The organism is Cellulomonas denverensis, from assembly GCF_012396125.1.
GTDB lineage: Bacteria > Actinomycetota > Actinomycetes > Actinomycetales > Cellulomonadaceae > Cellulomonas > Cellulomonas denverensis.
In genome coordinates this window covers 569,282-589,128 of the sequence record NZ_JAAXOX010000002.1, presented here as the reverse complement: position 1 = coordinate 589,128, position 19,847 = coordinate 569,282, and the positions used below count along the sequence as shown (strand labels likewise).

General features: G+C 71.3%; 24 protein-coding genes. 13 read left to right on the top strand and 11 right to left on the bottom strand.

Going from position 1 to position 19,847, the window contains the following annotated elements; all coding sequences use genetic code 11:
• Nucleotides 1-17 precede the first annotated feature (17 nt).
• The 8 genes from sufB to HGA03_RS06685 all read left to right on the top strand — a co-directional run bounded on the left by sufB (nt 18) and on the right by HGA03_RS06685 (nt 7,631).
• Nucleotides 18-1,457 carry a Fe-S cluster assembly protein SufB gene (gene sufB / locus HGA03_RS06720; protein ID WP_203767492.1) on the top strand — a complete coding sequence of 480 codons (1,440 nt, stop codon included), beginning with the start codon at nt 18-20 and terminating at the stop codon, nt 1,455-1,457.
• A complete protein-coding gene (gene sufD / locus HGA03_RS06715; protein ID WP_168629452.1) occupies nt 1,457-2,794 on the top strand; it encodes a Fe-S cluster assembly protein SufD in 1,338 nt (445 codons plus the stop codon). The genes sufB and sufD overlap by 1 nt, the downstream gene beginning before the upstream one ends.
• The gene (locus tag HGA03_RS06710; protein ID WP_168629451.1) at nt 2,791-3,114 is read left to right on the top strand and encodes a non-heme iron oxygenase ferredoxin subunit; all 324 of its coding nucleotides are present in this window, start codon (nt 2,791-2,793) and stop codon (nt 3,112-3,114) included. The genes sufD and HGA03_RS06710 overlap by 4 nt, the downstream gene beginning before the upstream one ends.
• A 25-nt stretch (nt 3,115-3,139) precedes the next feature.
• On the top strand, nt 3,140-3,898 hold the full coding sequence (gene sufC, locus HGA03_RS06705) for a Fe-S cluster assembly ATPase SufC (RefSeq protein ID WP_168629450.1): 759 nt from the start codon (nt 3,140-3,142) through the stop codon (nt 3,896-3,898).
• A 74-nt stretch (nt 3,899-3,972) separates the two neighbouring features.
• Nucleotides 3,973-5,259 carry a SufS family cysteine desulfurase gene (locus HGA03_RS06700; RefSeq protein ID WP_168629449.1) on the top strand — a complete coding sequence of 429 codons (1,287 nt, stop codon included), beginning with the start codon at nt 3,973-3,975 and terminating at the stop codon, nt 5,257-5,259.
• Nucleotide 5,260: 1 nt separating this feature from the next.
• Complete coding sequence (gene sufU, locus HGA03_RS06695; RefSeq protein WP_203767494.1) at nt 5,261-5,740, top strand: Fe-S cluster assembly sulfur transfer protein SufU; 480 nt, start codon at nt 5,261-5,263, stop codon at nt 5,738-5,740.
• Nucleotides 5,737-6,069 carry a metal-sulfur cluster assembly factor gene (locus HGA03_RS06690; protein ID WP_168629448.1) on the top strand — a complete coding sequence of 111 codons (333 nt, stop codon included), beginning with the start codon at nt 5,737-5,739 and terminating at the stop codon, nt 6,067-6,069. The genes sufU and HGA03_RS06690 overlap by 4 nt, the downstream gene beginning before the upstream one ends.
• 302 nt (nt 6,070-6,371) lie before the next feature.
• Nucleotides 6,372-7,631, top strand: a complete 1,260-nt coding sequence (locus tag HGA03_RS06685) for a DNA cytosine methyltransferase (RefSeq protein WP_168629447.1) — start codon at nt 6,372-6,374, stop codon at nt 7,629-7,631.
• A gap of 36 nt (nt 7,632-7,667) precedes the next feature.
• Here HGA03_RS06685 and HGA03_RS06680 read toward each other — a convergent pair whose 3' ends face one another.
• Nucleotides 7,668-8,630 (bottom strand): NaeI family type II restriction endonuclease, encoded by a 963-nt coding sequence (locus tag HGA03_RS06680; RefSeq protein ID WP_168629446.1) that lies wholly within the window; start codon nt 8,628-8,630, stop codon nt 7,668-7,670.
• Nucleotides 8,627-9,100 (bottom strand): very short patch repair endonuclease, encoded by a 474-nt coding sequence (locus HGA03_RS06675; protein ID WP_168629445.1) that lies wholly within the window; start codon nt 9,098-9,100, stop codon nt 8,627-8,629. Before HGA03_RS06675 ends, HGA03_RS06680 begins: the two co-directional genes overlap by 4 nt.
• Nucleotides 9,101-9,467: 367 nt before the next feature.
• Here HGA03_RS06675 and HGA03_RS06670 point away from each other — a divergent pair, with 367 nt between their 5' ends.
• Complete coding sequence (locus HGA03_RS06670) at nt 9,468-10,181, top strand: HNH endonuclease (protein WP_168629444.1); 714 nt, start codon at nt 9,468-9,470, stop codon at nt 10,179-10,181.
• A gap of 151 nt (nt 10,182-10,332) precedes the next feature.
• On the opposite strand, the gene ypfJ is transcribed toward HGA03_RS06670, so the two are convergent.
• The 5 genes from ypfJ to HGA03_RS06645 all read right to left on the bottom strand — a co-directional run bounded on the left by ypfJ (nt 10,333) and on the right by HGA03_RS06645 (nt 13,536).
• Nucleotides 10,333-11,229: a KPN_02809 family neutral zinc metallopeptidase gene (gene ypfJ / locus HGA03_RS06665; RefSeq protein ID WP_168629443.1), complete on the bottom strand. Its 897-nt coding sequence runs from the start codon at nt 11,227-11,229 to the stop codon at nt 10,333-10,335.
• Between the two features lie 64 nt (nt 11,230-11,293).
• The gene (locus tag HGA03_RS06660; protein ID WP_168629442.1) at nt 11,294-11,653 is read right to left on the bottom strand and encodes a hypothetical protein; all 360 of its coding nucleotides are present in this window, start codon (nt 11,651-11,653) and stop codon (nt 11,294-11,296) included.
• A 28-nt stretch (nt 11,654-11,681) separates the two neighbouring features.
• On the bottom strand, nt 11,682-12,233 hold the full coding sequence (locus HGA03_RS06655) for a CbiQ family ECF transporter T component (protein WP_168629441.1): 552 nt from the start codon (nt 12,231-12,233) through the stop codon (nt 11,682-11,684).
• Nucleotides 12,230-12,931: an energy-coupling factor ABC transporter ATP-binding protein gene (locus HGA03_RS06650; protein WP_168629440.1), complete on the bottom strand. Its 702-nt coding sequence runs from the start codon at nt 12,929-12,931 to the stop codon at nt 12,230-12,232. Before HGA03_RS06650 ends, HGA03_RS06655 begins: the two co-directional genes overlap by 4 nt.
• Nucleotides 12,928-13,536: a biotin transporter BioY gene (locus HGA03_RS06645; protein WP_168629439.1), complete on the bottom strand. Its 609-nt coding sequence runs from the start codon at nt 13,534-13,536 to the stop codon at nt 12,928-12,930. Before HGA03_RS06645 ends, HGA03_RS06650 begins: the two co-directional genes overlap by 4 nt.
• Nucleotides 13,537-13,834: 298 nt before the next feature.
• On the opposite strand from HGA03_RS06645, the gene HGA03_RS06640 reads away from it, so the two are divergent.
• Nucleotides 13,835-15,433: an ABC-F family ATP-binding cassette domain-containing protein gene (locus HGA03_RS06640; RefSeq protein ID WP_168629438.1), complete on the top strand. Its 1,599-nt coding sequence runs from the start codon at nt 13,835-13,837 to the stop codon at nt 15,431-15,433.
• On the opposite strand, the gene HGA03_RS06635 is transcribed toward HGA03_RS06640, so the two are convergent.
• Genes HGA03_RS06635 through HGA03_RS06620 form a run of 4 tightly spaced genes read right to left on the bottom strand, consistent with a single transcriptional unit; the run spans nt 15,406 to nt 17,489 of the window.
• A complete protein-coding gene (locus HGA03_RS06635; RefSeq protein WP_168629437.1) occupies nt 15,406-16,014 on the bottom strand; it encodes a hypothetical protein in 609 nt (202 codons plus the stop codon). The genes HGA03_RS06640 and HGA03_RS06635 overlap by 28 nt on opposite strands.
• Nucleotides 16,015-16,043: 29 nt before the next feature.
• A complete protein-coding gene (locus HGA03_RS06630; protein ID WP_168629436.1) occupies nt 16,044-16,910 on the bottom strand; it encodes an SURF1 family cytochrome oxidase biogenesis protein in 867 nt (288 codons plus the stop codon).
• Entirely contained in the window at nt 16,907-17,155 is a 249-nt protein-coding gene (locus HGA03_RS06625; RefSeq protein WP_168629435.1) for a hypothetical protein, read from the bottom strand. The genes HGA03_RS06630 and HGA03_RS06625 overlap by 4 nt, the downstream gene beginning before the upstream one ends.
• On the bottom strand, nt 17,139-17,489 hold the full coding sequence (locus HGA03_RS06620) for a DUF3099 domain-containing protein (protein WP_168629434.1): 351 nt from the start codon (nt 17,487-17,489) through the stop codon (nt 17,139-17,141). Before HGA03_RS06620 ends, HGA03_RS06625 begins: the two co-directional genes overlap by 17 nt.
• A gap of 150 nt (nt 17,490-17,639) precedes the next feature.
• Here HGA03_RS06620 and fabG point away from each other — a divergent pair, with 150 nt between their 5' ends.
• From fabG to HGA03_RS06605, 3 genes are read left to right on the top strand one after another with little or no spacing between them, the layout of a single operon-like run.
• Nucleotides 17,640-18,368, top strand: coding sequence for a 3-oxoacyl-ACP reductase FabG (gene fabG, locus HGA03_RS06615; protein ID WP_275407594.1), 729 nt, complete (start codon nt 17,640-17,642; stop codon nt 18,366-18,368).
• A 35-nt stretch (nt 18,369-18,403) separates the two neighbouring features.
• A complete protein-coding gene (gene fabI, locus HGA03_RS06610) occupies nt 18,404-19,171 on the top strand; it encodes an enoyl-ACP reductase FabI (protein ID WP_168629432.1) in 768 nt (255 codons plus the stop codon).
• An 18-nt stretch (nt 19,172-19,189) separates the two neighbouring features.
• Nucleotides 19,190-19,714 carry a SixA phosphatase family protein gene (locus HGA03_RS06605; RefSeq protein WP_239073609.1) on the top strand — a complete coding sequence of 175 codons (525 nt, stop codon included), beginning with the start codon at nt 19,190-19,192 and terminating at the stop codon, nt 19,712-19,714.
• Nucleotides 19,715-19,847 lie beyond the last annotated feature (133 nt).

Genomic DNA, 19,847 nt, shown 5'->3' with positions numbered 1-19,847 from the left:
ACGGAAGGACGATCACCATGACCACACAGGCCGAGGGTCGCAGCGAGCCGATGACCCAGGACGAGGCCATCGCCTCGATCGGCAACTACGAGTACGGCTGGCACGACGCCGACACCGCCGGGGCCACCGCGCGCCGCGGGCTGAGCGAGGACGTCGTCCGGGAGATCTCCGCGCTGAAGAACGAGCCGGAGTGGATGCTCAAGACCCGCCTGAAGGCGCTGCGTCTGTTCGACAAGAAGCCGATGCCCTGGTGGGGCGCGGACCTGTCGGGCATCGACTTCGACAACATCAAGTACTTCGTGCGGTCCACCGAGAAGCAGGCCACCTCCTGGGAGGAACTGCCCGAGGACATCAAGAACACCTACGACCGGCTCGGCATCCCGGAGGCGGAGAAGCAGCGCCTGGTCGCCGGCGTCGCCGCCCAGTACGAGTCCGAGGTGGTCTACCACCAGATCCGTGAGGACCTGGAGGCGCAGGGCGTCATCTTCGTCGACACCGACACCGGTCTGCGGGAGTACCCGGAGCTGTTCGAGCAGTACTTCGGCTCGGTCATCCCGCCGGGGGACAACAAGTTCGCCTCGCTGAACACCGCGGTCTGGTCCGGTGGCTCGTTCGTGTACGTCCCGCCGGGCGTGCACGTGGAGATCCCGCTGCAGGCCTACTTCCGGATCAACACCGAGAACATGGGCCAGTTCGAGCGGACGCTGATCATCGCGGACGAGGGCTCCTACGTGCACTACGTCGAGGGCTGTACCGCGCCGATCTACCAGTCCGACTCGCTGCACTCCGCGGTGGTCGAGATCGTGGTGAAGAAGAACGCCCGGGTGCGCTACACGACGATCCAGAACTGGTCGAACAACGTGTACAACCTGGTCACCAAGCGGGCGACCGCGGCCGAGGGCGCCACCATGGAGTGGGTCGACGGCAACATCGGCTCCAAGGTCACCATGAAGTACCCGGCGATCTATCTGCTGGGCGAGCACGCCCGTGGCGAGACGCTGTCCATCGCCTTCGCCGGTGAGGGCCAGCACCAGGACGCCGGCTGCAAGATGGTGCACGCGGCGCCCCGGACCTCGTCCTCGATCGTGTCGAAGTCGGTCGCCCGCGGTGGTGGCCGGACCTCCTACCGCGGTCTGGTGCAGGTGCTGGAGGGCGCCAGCCACTCGGCGTCCAACGTGCTCTGCGACGCGCTGCTGGTCGACCAGATCTCCCGCTCGGACACCTACCCCTATGTGGACGTGCGCGAGGACGACGTGTCGATGGGCCACGAGGCCACCGTCTCCCGGGTGTCCGAGGACCAGCTGTTCTACCTGATGTCCCGCGGCATGACCGAGACCGAGGCCATGGCGATGATCGTGCGCGGGTTCGTCGAGCCCATCGCGCGCGAGCTCCCCATGGAGTACGCCCTCGAGCTGAACCGCCTGATCGAGCTGCAGATGGAAGGGGCCGTCGGCTGATGTCGACCACCACACAGAACCTGTCGACCGACCATTCCCGCGCGACCGCCGACGAGGCGCACTCGCACGGGGTCGCCGCCGCCCCCGAGTCCTCCCGCGCGGCCCGGCTGACCTCCTTCGAGGTGACCGACTTCCCGGTGCCGAACGGGCGCGAGGAGGAGTGGCGGTTCAGCCCGGTCGACCGGCTGGCACCGCTGTTCGCCGCGGACACCGGCAAGCTCACCGGCCACGGGGTGCTCACCACCGTGGTGGACGCCCCGGAGGTCGAGGTCGAGATCGTCGACCGCGACGACAGCCGGCTGGGCCTGGCGGGCAAGCCGGGCGACCGGGCCGCCGCCGTGGCCTGGGCCTCCGCGCCGCGCGCCACCGTCGTCACCGTGCCCACCGAGGCGGTCGCCTCCCAGGTGACCTCGGTCCGGGTCGAGGGCGTCGAGGGCAACGGCGAGCCGACCGCGGCGCACATCCTGGTGCACGCCAAGCCGCTGTCCCAGGCCACCGTGGTGATCGACCACGTCGGCAGCGCCCAGCTCACCGAGACGGTGGAGGTGGTGGCCGAGGAGGGCGCGCACCTGACCGTGGTCACCGTGCAGGACTGGGCCGAGGGTGCGGTGCACAACGCCGCGCACCGGGTCCGGATCGGCCGGGACGCGACGGTCAAGCACATCGTGGTCACCCTGGGCGGCGACGTGGTCCGGCTGACCCCGGACACCGAGTTCGTCGGCGAGGGCGGCTCGGTCGAGATGCTCGGGGTGTACTTCGCGGATGCGGGGCAGCACCAGGAGCAGCGGCTGTTCGTCGACCACGCGGTGCCGAACTGCAAGTCCCGGGTCACCTACAAGGGCGCGCTGCAGGGCGAGGGCGCGCACACCGTCTGGGTCGGCGACGTGCTGATCCGCGCGGCGGCCGAGGGCACCGACACCTACGAGCTGAACCGGAACCTGGTGCTCACCGACGGTGCGCGCTCGGACTCGGTGCCGAACCTGGAGATCGAGACCGGCCTGATCGAGGGTGCCGGTCACGCCAGCGCCACCGGCCGGTTCGACGACGAGCAGCTGTTCTACCTGCAGGCCCGCGGCATCCCGGAGACCGACGCCCGCCGGCTGGTGGTGCGGGGCTTCTTCGCCGAGCTGATCAACGAGATCGGTGTCCCGGAGGTCGAGGAGCGGCTGATCGCGGCGATCGAGCGCGAGCTGGCCCAGTCGATGTCGGAGTTCGCCGATGCGCTGGAGGCACCGGCGGGCGGCGACTTCGCCTCCGACGTCACCGAGCAGACCGACGGCGAGCGGGCGATCCTGTCCGAGCCGGCCAGCGTCACCAGCGCGGACGAGCGACTGTGAGCGCTCAGCTGGCCTGCTACACCGCCGACGTCCCCGAGGCCGGCGCACTGCGCGTCGAGCTGGAGGGGCCGTCCGGCGTGGTCGAGGTGGCCGTGGTTCGTGCCGAGGACGGCGGCCTGTACGCGATCAGCGACATCTGCTCGCACGGCGCAGTCTCGCTGTCCGACGGCGAGGTCGAGGACTGCACCGTGGAGTGCTGGTTGCACGGCTCCCGCTTCGACCTCAAGACCGGCGAACCGCTCGGCCCGCCCGCCGTCCGCCCCGTCCCCGTGTACCCCCTGACCGTCGACGGCGAGCGCGTGCTCGTCGACGTCGGCTGATGTATTGAGCTTCCGAGGAGATCGAATGTCCACCCTGGAGATCCGCGACCTGCACGTCAGCGTCGAGACCAAGGAGGGCCCCAAGCCCATCCTGCGCGGCGTCGACCTGACCATCCGCTCCGGCGAGACCCACGCCATCATGGGCCCGAACGGCTCCGGCAAGTCGACCCTGGCCTACTCCCTGGCCGGTCACCCCAAGTACCAGATCACCTCCGGCACCGTCACCCTGGACGGGGAGGACGTGCTGGAGATGACCGTGGACGAGCGCGCCCGGGCCGGCATGTTCCTGGCCATGCAGTACCCGGTCGAGGTGCCGGGCGTGTCGGTGTCCAACTTCCTGCGGACCGCCAAGACCGCGATCGACGGCGAGGCCCCGGCGCTGCGCAGCTGGATCAAGGACGTCAACGGCGCGATGGAGAAGCTCCGGATGGGCCCGGAGTTCGCCGAGCGCTCGGTGAACGAGGGCTTCTCCGGTGGGGAGAAGAAGCGGCACGAGATCCTCCAGATGGAGCTGCTCAAGCCGAAGATCGCCATCCTGGACGAGACCGACTCCGGCCTGGACGTCGACGCGCTGCGGATCGTGTCCGAGGGCGTCAACCGGGTCCGGGAGACCACCGATGTCGGCGTGCTGCTGATCACGCACTACACCCGGATCCTGCGCTACATCAAGCCCGACTTCGTGCACGTGTTCGTGGACGGCCGGGTCGCCGAGGAGGGCGGTCCGGAGCTGGCCGAGCGCCTGGAGAACGAGGGCTACGACCGGTTCCTGGTCCCCTCCGCCTGATCAGGCCCACCGATCAAGCCGACGGCCGCCGCCCGGATCACGCCGGGTGGCGGCCTCCTGGAACGAGGACTGACGTGACGACAACCCTGGGGGCGGCCGAGCTGGCCGCCGTGCGCGCGGACTTCCCGCTGCTCACCCGGACCGTGCGCGGTGGCAAGCCGCTGGTCTACCTCGACTCCGGCGCCACCTCGCAGAAGCCCGAGGTGGTGCTGGACGCCGAGCAGGACTTCTACGCCCAGCGCAACGCCGCGGTGCACCGGGGCGCGCACCAGCTCGCCGAGGAGGCCACCGAGGCCTTCGAGGCGGCCCGGACCCAGGTGGCGTCCTTCGTCGGCGCCGACACCGAGGAGATCGTCTGGACCTCGAATGCCACCGCCGCGATCAACCTGGTGGCCTACGCGATGTCGAATGCCAGCGCCGGCCGCGGGGGAGCGGCCGCCCGGCAGTTCGCCCTGGGCCCAGGTGACGAGATCGTCACCACCGAGCTGGAGCATCACGCGAACCTGGTGCCGTGGCAGGAGCTGGCCGCCCGCACCGGCGCCACCCTGCGCTGGCTCGGGGTGACCGACGACGGCCGGATCGACCTGTCGGACCTGGGCACCGTGGTGAACGAGCGCACCCGGGTGCTGGCGTTCACGCACGCCTCCAACGTCACCGGTGCGATCACCGATGTCGCCCCGCTGGTCGCCCGCGCCCGGGAGGTCGGCGCGCTGACCGTGCTGGACGCCTGCCAGTCGGTGCCGCACCTGCCGGTCGACCTGCACCAGCTCGGGGTGGACTTCGCCGCGTTCTCCGGGCACAAGATGCTCGGCCCGACCGGTGTCGGTGCGCTCTACGGTCGCCGCGAGCTGCTGGAGGCGATGCCCCCGGTGACCACCGGCGGCTCGATGGTCGAGGTGGTCACCATGGAGTCGACCACCTTCGCCCCGCCGCCGCGCCGGTTCGAGGCCGGCACCCAGATGGTGTCCCAGGCGGTGGCGATGGGCGCCGCCGCGACCTACCTGGCCGAGCTGGGCATGGACGCGGTCGCCGCGCACGAGGCCGAGCTCACCGTCGCGCTGCTGGACGCGGTGTCCTCGGTGCCCGGGGTCCGGATCATCGGCCCCACGGTTCCGGAGCAGCGACTGGCCGCGGTGTCCTTCGTCGTCGACGGGGTGCACGCCCACGACGTCGGCCAGGTGCTGGACGACGCCGGGGTCGCCGTGCGGGTCGGTCACCACTGCGCGCAGCCGCTGCACCGCCGGTTCGGGATCGCCGCCACCGCGCGCGCCTCGGCGGCGGTCTACACCACCCGGGAGGAGATCGAGGTCTTCCGGGAAGCTCTGGCGGGGGTCCGGGCGTTCTTCGGTCTGGAGGACTGACATGAGCACCGGAATGGAACAGCTGTACCAGCAGCTCATCCTCGACCACGCCAAGCACCCGGCCCACCGCGGTGAGCAGGAGGCGTACGACGTCGAGGTGCACCACGTGAACCCCACCTGCGGGGACGAGGTCACCCTGCGGGTCCGGGTCGACGGCGGCAGCATCGCCGAACTGACCTGGACCGGCCAGGGCTGCTCGATCTCGCAGGCATCCGCGTCGGTGATGGCCCAGGCGGTCACCGGCCGACCGGTCGACCAGGCCCTCGGGCTGTCCGGCGAGTTCCGCGAGTTGATGGACTCCCGCGGCGAGCTGCCCGACCGTTGGGCCGACCGCGCCGACGACGAGGACGACCCGCTGGGCGACGCGGTCGCCTTCGTCGGGGTCGCCCGCTACCCGGCCCGGATCAAGTGCGCCCTGCTGGGCTGGTCGGCGATGAAGGACGCGGTCTCCCAGGCCGCCGCAACCGAGGAGACACGATGACCGAGTCCACGCAGGCCGCACCCGCGAACGCGGCCGACATCGAGGAAGCCCTGCGCGACGTCATCGACCCCGAGCTCGGGGTCAACATCGTCGACCTGGGCCTGATCTACGGGATCGCGCTGGAACCCAACCGGCACGTGACCATCGACATGACGCTCACCTCGGCGGCCTGCCCGCTGACCGATGTGATCGAGGACCAGGCCGGGCAGTCCCTGGAGGGGCTGGTCGACAGCTTCCGGATCAACTGGGTGTGGATGCCGCCGTGGGGGCCGGAGCGGATCACCGAGGACGGCCGGGCGATGATGCGGGCGCTTGGGTTCAACATCTGAGCGGGTCCGGACCCTCCGGGCTCCGGTTCAGTGACTCATCGAAGTTGCGCGCCCGGGTGCCTCCACGACAACCGACTACACGAATGGCCCGCGGTAGCGACGATCTGCCCGGAAGGCCGGGGTCCTCGGCTGTCCACACCTGTCGAGTACGTACGTTTTCCACAGCTGGCAGCGCTGAGGACTGGTCGCGAGCCGCAGTCGTGTACACGATGACGCCCAAACCCCCGCGCCGGGATCTGTGTCGGTGGCGGGTGCCAGCATCGCCGTGGACTAGCCTCGGTGGGACCCAAGAGGAGTTGATTGTGAGCGGTCTGACGGTGGTTGAGATCTGCGCGGGAGCGGGGGGCCAAGCCCTCGGCCTCGAACTCGCCGGGTTCGAGCACAGGCTTGCAGTCGAGCTCGATGTCAACGCCGCGGCCACACTGAAGGCGAACCGTCCTTGGGACGTCAAGGTCGGCGACGTCGCTGACGAGGGGACCTGGAACCCGGAGGAGTACAGCGAAGACCTGGCGCTTCTCGCCGGTGGCGTTCCCTGCCCTCCGTTCTCAATCGCAGGCAAGCAGCTGGGAACCAGCGACGAGCGCGACCTGTTCGCCTGGGCGATCGAACTCGCCGGGCGTATGCAGCCGCGAGCGGTTCTCCTGGAGAACGTCCGGGGCCTGTCTATGCCCCGGTTCTCGGGCTACCGGCAGCACGTCAAGGACCGCCTTGCCGAACTGGGTTACTGGTCGGACTGGAAGCTCCTCGAGGCCCGCGACTTCGGTGTCCCACAACTGCGCCCCCGGTTCATCCTCGTTGCTTTGCGAGAGGAAGATGCGCGGTACTTCAGCTGGCCCGAACCCACTCCCTTCATCGGCACTGTCGGATCTGCTTTGCGCGACCTCATGGCCGCCGGCGGGTGGCCCGGCGCCGCTGCGTGGGCGGCGCGCGCGAACGGTATCGCCCCCACGATTGTCGGAGGTTCCAAGAAGCACGGTGGAGCAGACCTCGGACCTACTCGTGCCAAGCGGGCGTGGGCGGCGCTCGGAGTCGACGGCCTCGGTGTGAGCGACGCACCGCCCTCTTCCGAACATCCCGTCAACTTCGTCCCGAAGTTGACGACGGAAATGGTTGCGCGCATCCAAGGATGGGGGCCGGAGCCGGAGTATCGCTGGGAGTTCACGGGGCGCAAGACCAGCCGCTACCGGCAGATCGGCAACGCCTTCCCGCCGCCGGTGGCACGGGCGGTTGGCGGCGCGATCGCCGCGGCGCTGACACACCAGGGGATGCCGAGGGACATCGTCCAGGCTGAGGCCGAGGCGATGCACGACCCGATCTACGTGGCACTGAAGCACGCGGATCGTCCGCTCACTGCCCGCCAGATCGTCAAGGCTGCCGGCGGAGCGGCCGAGGCGCGGGACTTCGAGCAGCGCTTGGGTATGCTCTCGCGCGACTTCGAGATCACCTATGGCGGGTCTGGTGAGGAACGAACCTACGTGCTCGGTCCGTTCAAGGGCTTCATTGGTCAGGAAGACCACGCACGCCATCTTGCGTTCGAGACTGCGAGATCGAAGATCAGCTGATGTAGCTCGCCGCCCGCATTGGGGTGCGTCGCGGCATTAGGGGCGCCGACGCGTCTCGGGCAGCTTGGGCGCCGATTCGACGGCCGCTTCACCCGAGCGAGCTGCGCGCCACATGCGGCCGTCAATCTCGGCGACAGGAGTATCACCGTCCCCGGCGGGGACCACCCGGACCGAGACGACCTCGCCCGGGCCGGGGACGGGGATGCCCAAATCGCGTGCGACCCGCTTGTGGGCTTCGTACTCGCCGGGGATCAGGTAACCCTCCTTCCGCAGGATCGTCCGGGCGCCAGATCCGTTGTCCCGCAGACGGGCCATGTAGTCGGCCTGCCGGGCGAGCGTCGCAATCGTATTGCGGCCGATGCGCACGTTCGTGACCCTGCGCAGCAACTCGTTGACGCGGCCCTGCCCGCTGCTCGGCTTGAGAACGGCCTGGAGGGTCTCGTCGTCCAGCCCGAGCAGAACATTGGGCGGAAGCTCAGCCTCATAGTGGAGCCAGACGACTTGCTGGCGGCCGCGGGTATTGAGGCTGGTCTTGCCGTCGCGGTTCTCGCTCCGTCGGCGGTTCTCTTCGCTGGCTCGAACGACGCCGAGGCTCCATGTGCCCCCGGCGTCGTCGGCGTGGGCGACGAGCAGGAGCTGCCCAAAGCTCTCCGGAGGGAGCATCCACCCGCCCATCTTCTGCGAGTACTTGCAGTCGATGTCATGACCACAGATCCGGTAGTCGAGCAGTTTGCCGTCGCCGACCACATCGTCGAACGCACGGCGCAGGTTGATCTCCAGCAGCGTCCCGTAGTGGGTCTTCTCGGTCTTGTTCAGCTGATCCCAACGGAAACGGCCGGTGTGCTGCCCGTCATAGAGCTGATCGAACGTGGCGCGGAAGACCGCTGCAGCGCGCGAACCATCAGGATCGTCGATGCGGAAGGCATCAACCACCGCGTCTCTCGCCTCATCAGCGTCGTACTGTGGTCCCGACACGCCAGGAACGAGATCGTTTATCACAAGCGCGAGCGTAGCGGCAGATCAGCGGCGGCACGACGAGTCTCGGGAGCCCCGCGCTCGATGGCCTGCTCGATGCGTGCGACGACGTCGTCGGGCGTCTCGTGCTCCCAGAAGCGCAGAACGGTCCATCCAGCCTCGGTCAGGCGCGAGTTGGTGTCGGAATCGCGGGCAATGTTCCCCGCGATCTTGCCGGGCCAGTACTCGGGGTTGTGAGCGAAGTTCGACCGCCCATGGTCGGGGCAGCCGTGCCAGAAGCAGCCGTCGATGAAGACGGAGATCCGGGACCGGGTGAACACGATGTCCGCCCGGCGCCGTAGACCGGGCATCGGCGCGAAGTCCACTCGGTAGCGGTACCCGCGGGCGTGTAGAAGCCGGCGCACGGCCAGTTCCGGCACCGTGTCGCGGCGCCTGTTGGCCTGCATGTTCCGCCGACGGCCGGGCGAGGACGCCCAAGACACCTGTTCCGCCATCCTTCGAGCGTCTCACTCGCCGAGGGCAGCGTCGAACTCAGCATGGTCACGAGCGTGCTTGTTCGATCCGGTCACGTTCGTGACAAGTGCGGAGACCGTCCGATCCCCTCCCGACTGCTCGGCACGATCGCTTCGGCCACGTAGTGCCAAGAGAACTGGTCACAACGAAGATGCAAGCACGCGTGCCTGGCCTGAACTATGGAGACGAAGAAGGGGTGCTGGATCGGCACCTGCGCACATGCCTAGTGCCGCGCTGCCAGGCCTGTCGAACGCCAGGACGGCGACCTCGTTCACCGCGTGGGTGTTGTAGGGCAGAGAAGATGCTACGACCTGGCAGCCCTGGGTCAGCGAGCCGTAGCCTCGCACCATGCCCAAGCATGACTGGACGCGCGACGAGCTGGTCCTCATCTGTGAGGCGGTTGCCGCGAGGGGCTGGAAGGCGTTCCACGCGAGCTCGAAAGAGGCGTCGGAGTTGTCAACACTCATACGGGAGCTGTCCAGCGTCCCGGAGGCCGATCGCGATGCGGCATTCCGCTCTCCAGAGAGCATCCAGCGCAAGTCATACGACATCGTCACGGCAGCGTCGTGGTACCAGGGGACACCGACGAAAGGCGGATCCCTCACCAGGAAGGTCGTCGTCGAGTACGAGGCCAATCCCGAACTCTTTGACGTTGAGGCCAGGGCTCTCCGGTTGGCCGCTGCACCTGTGGCAGAGGGGCCGGTCATGGACCTAGACGACGACCTCGCCGAGGCTGAGGCGCGTGAGGGCCGGGCCATGCTCGTTGCGCACTACCGCCGCGAGCGCAACCGCCCGCTACGGCAGGCGAAGCTGCAGTTTGTGCTCGCAAGCGGTGGGCAGATCCGGTGCGAGGTGTGCGGGTTTAGCTTCGGTGCACGATACGGAGAGCTCGGCGAGGGCTTCGTTGAGGTCCATCATGTGCTTCCCCTGCACACTTCGGGGGAGACAATCACGCGGCTCCGGGACCTCGCACTCCTGTGCTCTAACTGCCACCGCATGATCCACCGCGCGCGACCATGGCTCACCCCGGCTGAACTTCGCTCTCGATTGCAGCCCATCTGACTTCGCGACCCGCTACCGCAACAGGTGTGCGGCTCCCGTCTCCCCGCGCGTCGTAGTGTTCCGAAATCTCTGTCGGGTTCCGACGGAGCCGAGTGGGCAGGCGAGGGTACTCAGAGAGTTCGCGACCTCCGACGCGTATGGCCGGACCGACTCAGAGCGTGGCGGCCCCGAACGTGTCGCAGGCGTCCAGCGTGCCGCGCTGGTAGCCGGTGGTGAACCAGCGCCGGCGCTGCTCGCTGGACCCGTGTGTCCAGGAGTCCGGGTCCACGCCGCCGCCGGACTGCTGCTGGATGTGGTCGTCGCCGACCGCCGCCGCCGCGGACAGGGCGTCGGCGAGCTCGGACTCGCGGATCGGTTCCAGGTAGGTCACGCCGGTCTCCGGGTCCTGCGTGCTCGCCGCGTGCCCGGCCCACAGTCCGGCGTAGCAGTCCGCCTGCAGCTCCACCCGGACCGAGTCGGAGTCGTCGCCGGTGCCGGAGCGGTCCGTGCGGTCGAACACCCCGGTGAGCTGCTGGATGTGGTGCCCGTACTCGTGCGCGACTACGTACATCTCGGCGAGGCTGCCGCCGGAGGCGCCGTACTGGCTGGACAGCAGGTCGTAGAACCCCAGGTCCAGATAGATCGTGCGGTCGGGCGGGCAGTAGAACGGTCCGGTGCTGGCCGACGCCTGCCCGCACCCGGTGGTGGTCGCCTGCTCGAAGGACACCACACCGGGCTGGATCTGCTCCGCCGTGGCGCCGACCCCGGCCGCGGGCAGCGCCTCGACCCAGTAGCTGTCCAGCGCCTCGACGGTCGCGCTCAGCCGGCAGTCGCGCCGGCTGTTGGCCTGCTCGGCATCGCAGGCGGCGATCACCCCGTGCTGCTCGCCGCCGCCGGCGCCGGACCCGCCGGACAGCAACGAGGTCGGGTCGCCGCCGAGCAGCGCCACCAGCACGACCACCACCAGCCCGCCGAGCCCGCCGCCGATCGCGATGCCACGACCGCGGCCGCCACCGCGCCGGGTCTGGACCCGCCCACCCTCGAACTGCCCGCCGTGCTGGAACGTCATGCCGGGGACCGTAACGCCGCCGATCGCCCCGCGCGCGGCGGGCCGGCCGTCCGGCCCTCGGGGGTCAGGACCGGGCCTGGGCCCAGCTCAATGCCTGCGCCACCCGCGCCGACTCCGCCGGGCTGTACGGAACCCGGGTGGTGTGCGCCAGACCGGGCGCCCGGACCGTGATGTCGATCCAGCCCTGCCACTGGGTCTCCTTGGCCAGCAGGAACAGCAGCCCGATCGGGAACAGGACGATGGCCAGCACGATCGCCCACACCGGGATCCGCTGCGCCGGGTAGGCCTGGTCGGTGGCGGTCCACTGCGCACCGGCCAGCGGCGCGGAGCCCCACGGCGTGGTGACCCAGTGCTCGGACAACACCATGTCGCCGAGCCGGGCGAGGACGGGTTCGGGGGTTGCGGGGGATGTGGGGAAGGACACGCCCCGATCTTGGCGTGCCGGCCGATCCTCAGTCCAGCACGCCTCGCGCCGCCAACGCCTCGCCCTGGTCCCGCGCCCGGCCGACCACCCGCAGCACCGCCGGGGTCAGCCACACCCGGGGGTCGCGCTCCAGTCCGCGGGCCCGGGCGGCGTCGCGCACCTCGGACACCAGGCGGGCGATCTCCGGGACGGTGCGCAGCAGCAGGGTGACCGCGAAGCCGACCGCCTCCGGATTGACCCCCACCCGGCGCAGCGGGCGGACGGCGCGGACCAGGACGTCCAGCAGCCGGTCGGTGGGGGTGGTCGCGGTGACCAGCGTGGCGGCCAGCACCAGGGTGAGCAGGTCGGCGGCGACCTCGACGGCGGGTCCGGGGCCGCGGGTGAACCACTGGTAGCCGGCCGCCACCACCGCGGTGGCCAGCACCGGGAACAGGCCGCGCAGGGTGGAGCGCAGCGGGAGCCGGACGGCGAGGGCCAGGGCGACGACCGCGGCGAGCAGCAGCAGGGCGCCGACCGGGCCGCGCAGGACCACGACGGTCACCCCGAGGGCGGCCAGGGCGAGCAGCTTGGCGCCGGTCACGGCAGGGCGGCCATCAGCGTGCGGTAGTGGTCGAGGGTGGTGGCGGGCGGGCCGTCGGCGACGATCCGGCCGTCGTCGACCACCAGTACCCGGTCGGCGTGGGCGGCGGCGTCCAGGTCGTGGGTGACCAGGACGACCTGCTGGGGGAGACCGGCGATCAGGTCGGTGACCACCCGGCGCCAGCGCAGGTCGAGCAGGGTGGTGGGCTCGTCGCAGACCAGCACCTCCGGCTCGGTGGCCAGCACGGCGGCCAGGGCGAGCAGTTGGCGCTGGCCGCCGGACAGGGCACGCACCGGCAGGTCGGCGCGCTCGGCCAGGCCGACCCGGGCCAGGGCGGCACGGGCACGGGCGTCCCGGTCGGCGGGCGGTACGGCGGTCCGGCGCAGCGACAGGGCAACGTCCTCCACCGGGGTCGGCATCACGATCTGGGCGTCCGGGTCGGTGAACAGGAAGCCGACCCGGCGCCGGACCGCCCGGCCGTCCTTGGCGGTGTCCAGCCCGTCCACCAGCACCTGTCCGGCCGCGGGCAGCGCCAGGCCGTTCAGCAGCCGGGCCAGGGTCGACTTGCCGGAGCCGTTGGCACCGACCACCGCGATCCGGCGTTCGGCCAGGGTGAGGTCGACCGGGCCGAGCAACCGGACCGCCTCCCGGCCGTGCGGGCCGGTGGCGGTGACCAGCGCGCCGTGGAGCTCGATCACCGGCGGCGCAGCTCCGGGAACGCCCGCAGCACCGCGGCGGCGACCACGGCGGCCAGCACGTTCTTCAGCACGTCGCCGGGCAGGAACACCGCGCCGGCGGTCAGCGCCTCGGTGGCGGACAGCCCCAGCCGCCAGCCCATCACCGCGATGCCCAGCGGGTGCACGACCAGCAGGCTGCCCGCGGTGGCGGCGGCGAACAGGGCCGGCACCTGCCAGCGCCCGGCGGCGCGACGGGCCAGCACCGACCCGGCACCGGCGACCGCGGCGGCCAGCGGGAAGGCCAGCAGGTACCCGGCGGACGCCCCGGCCAGCACCCCCAGACCGCCGGTGGCCCCGGACAGCACGGGCAGGCCGGCCAGCCCGACCGCCACGTACAACAGCATCGCCAGGAACCCGCGCCGCGGGCCGAGCACCAGGCCGGTCAGCGCCACCCCGAAGGTCTGCAGGGTGATCGGCACCGCGCCGCCGACCGGGATCGCCGGCAGCACCGCACACACCGCGACCAGGGCGGCGAAGGACGCGATCAGGGCCAGGTCGGTGGCGGCGGAGCGCCGGACCGCCGGGGCGGGCAGGACGGTCGCGGGCTGCGGCTGCGGGTCGGTCACGGGTCTCCCATCGTCGGTGCAACTCACCGAGCCGCCACGCTAGTTCGCCCGCGGTCGCCGGGGCATTGACCACCGCGGCCAGTTCCGCCACCCCGGTCTTGGAGGAAGTCGCCAGCAGCGAAATCCGGGTGCTGCCCCGTGCGGGGCGACCGTAGAATGATCGGCGTTTGTGCCGAGCGGCCGTGCTGCCGCGCGGCACCTGGAGGATTCCGCACAGTCGCCGAGCCCGTCCGGACGGCGCACGCCACCCGGGGGCCGGTGCCGCGATCGGGCCGGTGGGCCCGTCTGGAGTGACACGGTGATCACAGCGCAGGGCGTCGAGCTGCGGATCGGGGCACGCACGTTGCTGTCCCCGACCACCTTCCGGGTGGCCGCCGGCGACCGGATCGGGCTGGTCGGCCGCAACGGTGCCGGCAAGACCACCCTGACCAAGACGCTCTCCGGCGAGACCCAGCCCACCGGCGGGACGATCAGCGTCTCCGGCGATGTCGGCTACCTGCCGCAGGACTCCAAGGCCGGCGACCCGGACACCCTCGCCCTGCACCGGGTGCTGTCCGCCCGCGGCCTGGACGCGATCACCGCCAAGATGCGCGCCACCGAGGCGGAGATGGCCGCCGAGGACGACGCCGTCCGCGCCAAGGCGATGGACCGGTACGAGAAGCTGGAGGCCCGGTTCACCGCCGCCGGTGGCTACGCCGCCGAGTCCGAGGCGCACCGGATCACCGCGAACCTCGGCCTGGACGACCGGGTGCTCGGCCAGACCCTCGGCACGCTCTCCGGTGGTCAGCGCCGCCGGGTCGAGCTCGCCCGGATCCTGTTCTCCGGCGCGGACACCCTGCTGCTGGACGAGCCGACCAACCACCTGGACGCCGACTCGATCGTCTGGCTGCGCGAGTACCTCAAGGTGTACCCCGGCGGGTTCATCGTGATCAGCCACGACGTCGAGCTGCTGCGCGCCACCGTGAACAAGGTCTTCCACCTGGACGCCAACCGCGGCGAGCTGGACCAGTACAACCTCGGCTGGGACGCCTACCTCAAGCAGCGGGAGACGGACGAGAAGCGCCGTCGCCGGGAACGTGCCAACGCAGAGAAGAAGGCCTCCGCGCTGATGGCCCAGGCGGACAAGATGCGGGCCAAGGCCACCAAGACGGTCGCCGCCCAGAACATGGCCCGCCGTGCCGAGCGCCTGCTGTCCGGCCTGGACGAGGTCCGCGCGCAGGACAAGGTCGCCAAGCTGCGGTTCCCCGAGCCGGCGCCCTGCGGCAAGACCCCGCTCACCGCGACCGACCTGTCCAAGTCCTACGGGTCGCAGGAGGTCTTCGCCGGGGTGGACCTGGCGATCGACAAGGGCAGCCGGGTGGTGGTGCTCGGGCTGAACGGTGCGGGCAAGACCACCCTGCTGCGGATGCTCGGCGGGATCATGCAGCCGGACACCGGTGAGGTCGTCCCGGGCCACGGGCTCAAGCTCGGCTACTACGCCCAGGAGCACGAGACCCTGGACCTGGACCGGACGGTGGTGGAGAACCTGCGCTCGCAGGCGCCCGACCTCACCGACACCCAGGTGCGGTCGGTGCTCGGGTCGTTCCTGTTCTCCGGCGACGATGCGGACAAGCCGGCCGGGGTGCTCTCCGGTGGCGAGAAGACCCGGCTGGCGCTCGCGGCGCTGGTGGTCTCCAGCGCGAACGTGCTGCTGCTGGACGAGCCGACCAACAACCTCGACCCGGCGTCCCGGGAGGAGATCCTGGCGGCGCTGCGCGGGTACACCGGCGCGGTGGTCCTGGTCTCGCACGACGAGGGCGCGGTCGAGGCGCTGCAGCCGGAGCGGGTCGTGCTGCTGCCGGACGGCGACGAGGACCTGTGGAACGCGGACTACCTGGACCTGGTGACGCTGGCCTGAGCGTCATCGGGCCCGGGCCGCGGGTCCTCGGCGTCATCCGGCTCAGTCGCGAGCCGGCGCTCGTCGCGGCGGCAGCGGAGTGCGACCAGGATCAGGACCAGCCCGCCGATGGCCTGGGCGCCGATCCCGGGCAGGTCGGTGCCGCGCAGCGGGGCTGAGGCCCAGATCAGTTGCCGGAACGGCCACGCCGCCAGGGCCAGCGCGCCCGCGGCGATCAGCAGCACCACGTCCCGGCCCCGCAGCGCCACCACCAGCAGCCCGAAGGCGACCGGCGCCACCGGCCCGGCGTACAGGATGGTCAGCGGGAACAGCAGGCAGGCCAGCGCGGTGAACACGGCCAGCCCGGCGTAGCCCTCACCCGGCGACCCGGCCGGGACCGGTGGCCGGCGCACCGACACCACCCACTGCACCACCGCGGCCGCCGGCGGGATCACCATCTGCACGATCAGCCGCTGGGAGAACGGCACCGCCACCTGGGCCAGGCTCAGCGCGAGCAGCGCCGACCCGGCGACCGCCAGCGGCAGCGACCGCGCACCCCGTCGCGCCCGCCACGGCGCCATCCACGTCCGACCCCAGTCCATCCGGACACTCTGCCAGCCCACGGGCGCGGTCAGTGCAGTTGGGCGTCGATCAGTGCGTCCTCGGTGTCCTCGTCGGACACCCGGCGGCGGCGGGGGGTCCGGACCCGGCCGTCCTCGTCGGGGAGCAGGTCGCCGAGCGCCACCGACGGTCCGCGCGGGATGCCGCGCTCGTCGCGCAGTTCACGGCGGGCCATCCAGCCGAAGCCGAACAGCGCCATGATGCCGAACGCCCACCACTGGAAGGCGTAGGACAGGTGCGAGCCGGGGTCGGTGGACGGGGTGGGCAGCGCGCCCAGTGCGGTGCCGGCGGCCGGGTTCTCGGTGACCAGCGCGCCGTAGACCGGGTAGGCCTGGGCATCGGACAGCCCGGCGGCGTCCAGCACCTGGCCGACGTTGATCGCCTGCACCTGGCCGTCCGGGGCGCCGCGGGTGCTGGCGGTCTCCTGGGGGCGCAGCCGCACGGTGACGGTGACCTCGCCGGTGGGTGGCTCGGGCACGGTGACCTCGGCGGAGGCGTCGGAGTCCCAGGCGACCCAGCCGCGGTCGACCACCAGCACGGTGCCGTCGTCCTGGACCAGCGGGACCAGCACGTGGAAGCCGGGTTGGCTGTTCACCGGCCGGTTGCGCAGCAGCACGGTGCCGTCCGGGTCGTAGTGGCCCGTGACGGTGACCGGGTGCCAGACCAGGCCGGGATCGAGCTGGTCGTCGACGGTCGGGACCAGCTCGGCCAGCGGCACCGGGTCGGCGTGGTAGTTGTCCTGCACCAGCTGGATCGCGGCATCCCGGGCCACGTGCCGGTTCCACTGCCAGCGTCCGAGGAACGCGCACGCCGTGGCCAGCACCACGGACAGCAGCACCAGGCCGATCGCCCGGCGGGTGGCGGGGGACAGGGTCATCGCCCGAACGGTCCCGGCCGGGTGCCCAGCTCGACCCGGTCCAGGTCGGCGGCGGGAACGGTCTCCTTGAAGAACGCGCGCACCCGCAGGTACTCCTCCAGGTGCTCCCGGTGCTCGTCGCAGGCCAGCCAGACCTTGCGCCGGTCCGGGGTGTGCAGCTTCGGGTTGTTCCACAGCACGCCCCAGGTGGCCTCCTGCCGGCAGCCGCGCGCGGAGCAGATCAGCTCGTCAACGGCGTCGGTCATCGGGCTCCTCCGGGGTCTGGTCGTCGTCCTGGTGCCGGGTCATCGCCGGTCCGGTGGTCAGCTCCGGCCCCGCCATCATCGCCCCGGACGACTCCACCCGTTCCCGGCCGGCGTTGGCGAACAGCACCGCGGTGTACGGCAGCACCACCGCCCCGACGATGAACAGGATGCTCACCCACAGCGGCACGTGCTTCCACAGCAGCACCGCCAGCAGGAAGCAGGCCACCCGGATGCCCATCTGGATCAGGTAGCGCGAGGCACGGCGGGACTGGTCGGCGGCCAGTGACTGCGGGGCACTGGTGACGCTGACTGCGGGAGGGGTCCGCCTGGGCACATCTGATCGTAGGCGCGCCACGACCGCCCTGACGGGTCGAGGATCGTGGTGCTGGTCACCGGATTGTGCGATTCGGACAACGACCGGCCCGCAACCTGTGCCGCCGTGTTGCACGGTGTGCCCGCCCCGGCTCGGTTAGCGTCGGTGAACGTGACTGAGACCCCAGGCCCCCAGCCCCGCAGTGTGCTCGTGACCGGTGCGACCCGTGGCATCGGCCGCGCGATCGCCGAGCGGTTCGTCGCCCAGGGGGACCGGGTGGCCACGCTGGTCCGTTCCGGCGGCGACGTGCCCGCGGGGGTGCTGGCGGTGCCCGGCGACGTGTCGGACACCGCGTCGGTCGAGTCGGCCTTCGCCGCGATCGAGGCCGAGCAGGGGCCGGTCGAGGTCCTGGTCGCCAATGCCGGCGTCACCCGCGACGGACTACTGATGCGGATGACCGACGAGGACTTCGAGGCGGTACTCGACGTCAACCTCACCGGGGTGTTCCGCTGTGTCCGCCAGGCCTCCAAGGGCATGATCCGGCTGCGCCGCGGCCGGATCGTCATGATCGGTTCGGTGGTCGGGCTCTACGGCAACGCCGGGCAGATCAACTACACCGCGAGCAAGGCCGGCCTGGTCGGGATGGCCCGGTCGATCACCCGCGAGCTGGGTGCGCGCGGCATCACGGCGAACGTCGTCGCGCCGGGCTTCATCGAGACCGCGATGACCGAGTCGCTGCCCGAGGACCGGCAGGCCGCGTACCTGTCCTCCATCCCTGCCGGGCGCTTCGGCTCGGCCGACGACATCGCCGCGACGGTGGAGTTCCTCGCCTCGCCGGCCGCCGGGTACATCTCCGGTGCGGTGCTGCCGGTCGACGGCGGCCTCGGCATGGGCCACTGACCTCTCTCCACCACGACACGACAGGACGACGACTCATGGGTCTGCTCGAAGGCAAGAAGCTGCTGGTCACCGGTGTGCTCACCGACGGCTCGATCGCATTTCACGTGGCACGGCTGGCGCAGGAGGAGGGCGCGCAGGTGGTGCTGAGCTCCTTCGGCCGCCAGTTCCGCCTCACCCAGGCGATCGCGCGCCGGCTGCCGCAGGAGGCCCCGGTGATCCAGCTGGACGTGACCAGCGCCGAGGACCTGGACCAGCTGGCCGCCCGGGTCGGCGAGCACGTCGACCATCTGGACGGCGTGGTGCACTCGATCGGCTTCGCGCCGCAGTCGGTGATGGGCGGCAACTTCCTGGCCGGTGAGTGGGCGGATGTCGCCACCGCGCTGGAGATCTCCGCGTTCTCCTTCAAGTCGCTGGCCGTGGCCGCCAAGCCGCTGATGACCGGTGGCGGGTCGCTGGTCGGGCTGACCTTCGACGCGCGCTTCGCCTGGCCGGTGTACGACTGGATGGGGGTGGCCAAGGCCGCGCTGGAGAACACCTCCCGCTACCTGGCCCGCGACCTGGGCCCCGACGACATCCGGGTGAACCTGGTCTCGGCCGGCCCGATCCGCACCACCGCCGCCAAGTCGATCCCCGGCTTCGCGTCGATGGAGGAGAACTGGGACGGTCGCGCGCCCCTGGGCTGGGACGTCTCCGACCCGGAGCCGACCGCCCGCGCCGTGGCCGCCCTGCTGTCCGACTGGTTCCCCAAGACCACCGGGGAGATGGTGCACGTCGACGGCGGCGTGCACGCAATGGGGCAGTGACGTGCGACCCTGGTGGGCGTGACCCACGCCTATCAGCTCGTCCTGCTCCGGCACGCCAAGGCCGAGCACGCTGACTCGCTGGCCGACCACCTGCGTCCGCTGGCGCTCGCCGGGCGTCGCCAGGCCGGTGCGGTCGGCACCGGGCTGCGTGGTGCCGGGCTGATCCCGGACGCGGCCCTGGTGTCCTCGGCGCTACGCACCCGGCAGACCTGGGACCTGGTGCGCACCGGGCTGGAGGTGCCGTCGGAGATCGCCACGCTCAGCGACGCGGTCTACAACGCCGGGGTGCGCTCACTGCTGGAACTGGTCCGGGCCACACCGGGGGAGGTCCGCCGCCTGCTGGTGGTCGGCCACGAGCCCACGGTGTCCCAGACCGCTGCGACCCTCGCCGACCCGGAGCGGTCCGACGACGCCGCGCTGGCCCGGGTCCGCACCGGCGTGCCCACCGCCACGTACAGCGTCCTGGAGTCGGACGCCCCCTTCGCCGACTGGACGGTCGGCGGCGTCCGGCTCGCCACGGTCGTCTCGCCCGACCCGGCGTAGCCGCCGGTCCGCCCGGCCCGGCGCGATCCCGCCCGGCCCGGTGCGACCCCGCCCGGCCCGCGCGCCGAGGGCGCAGTTCGCGTCGGTGGCCCGAGCGCCTGGCCACCGTCAACTGCGCCCTCGGTGCACGAGT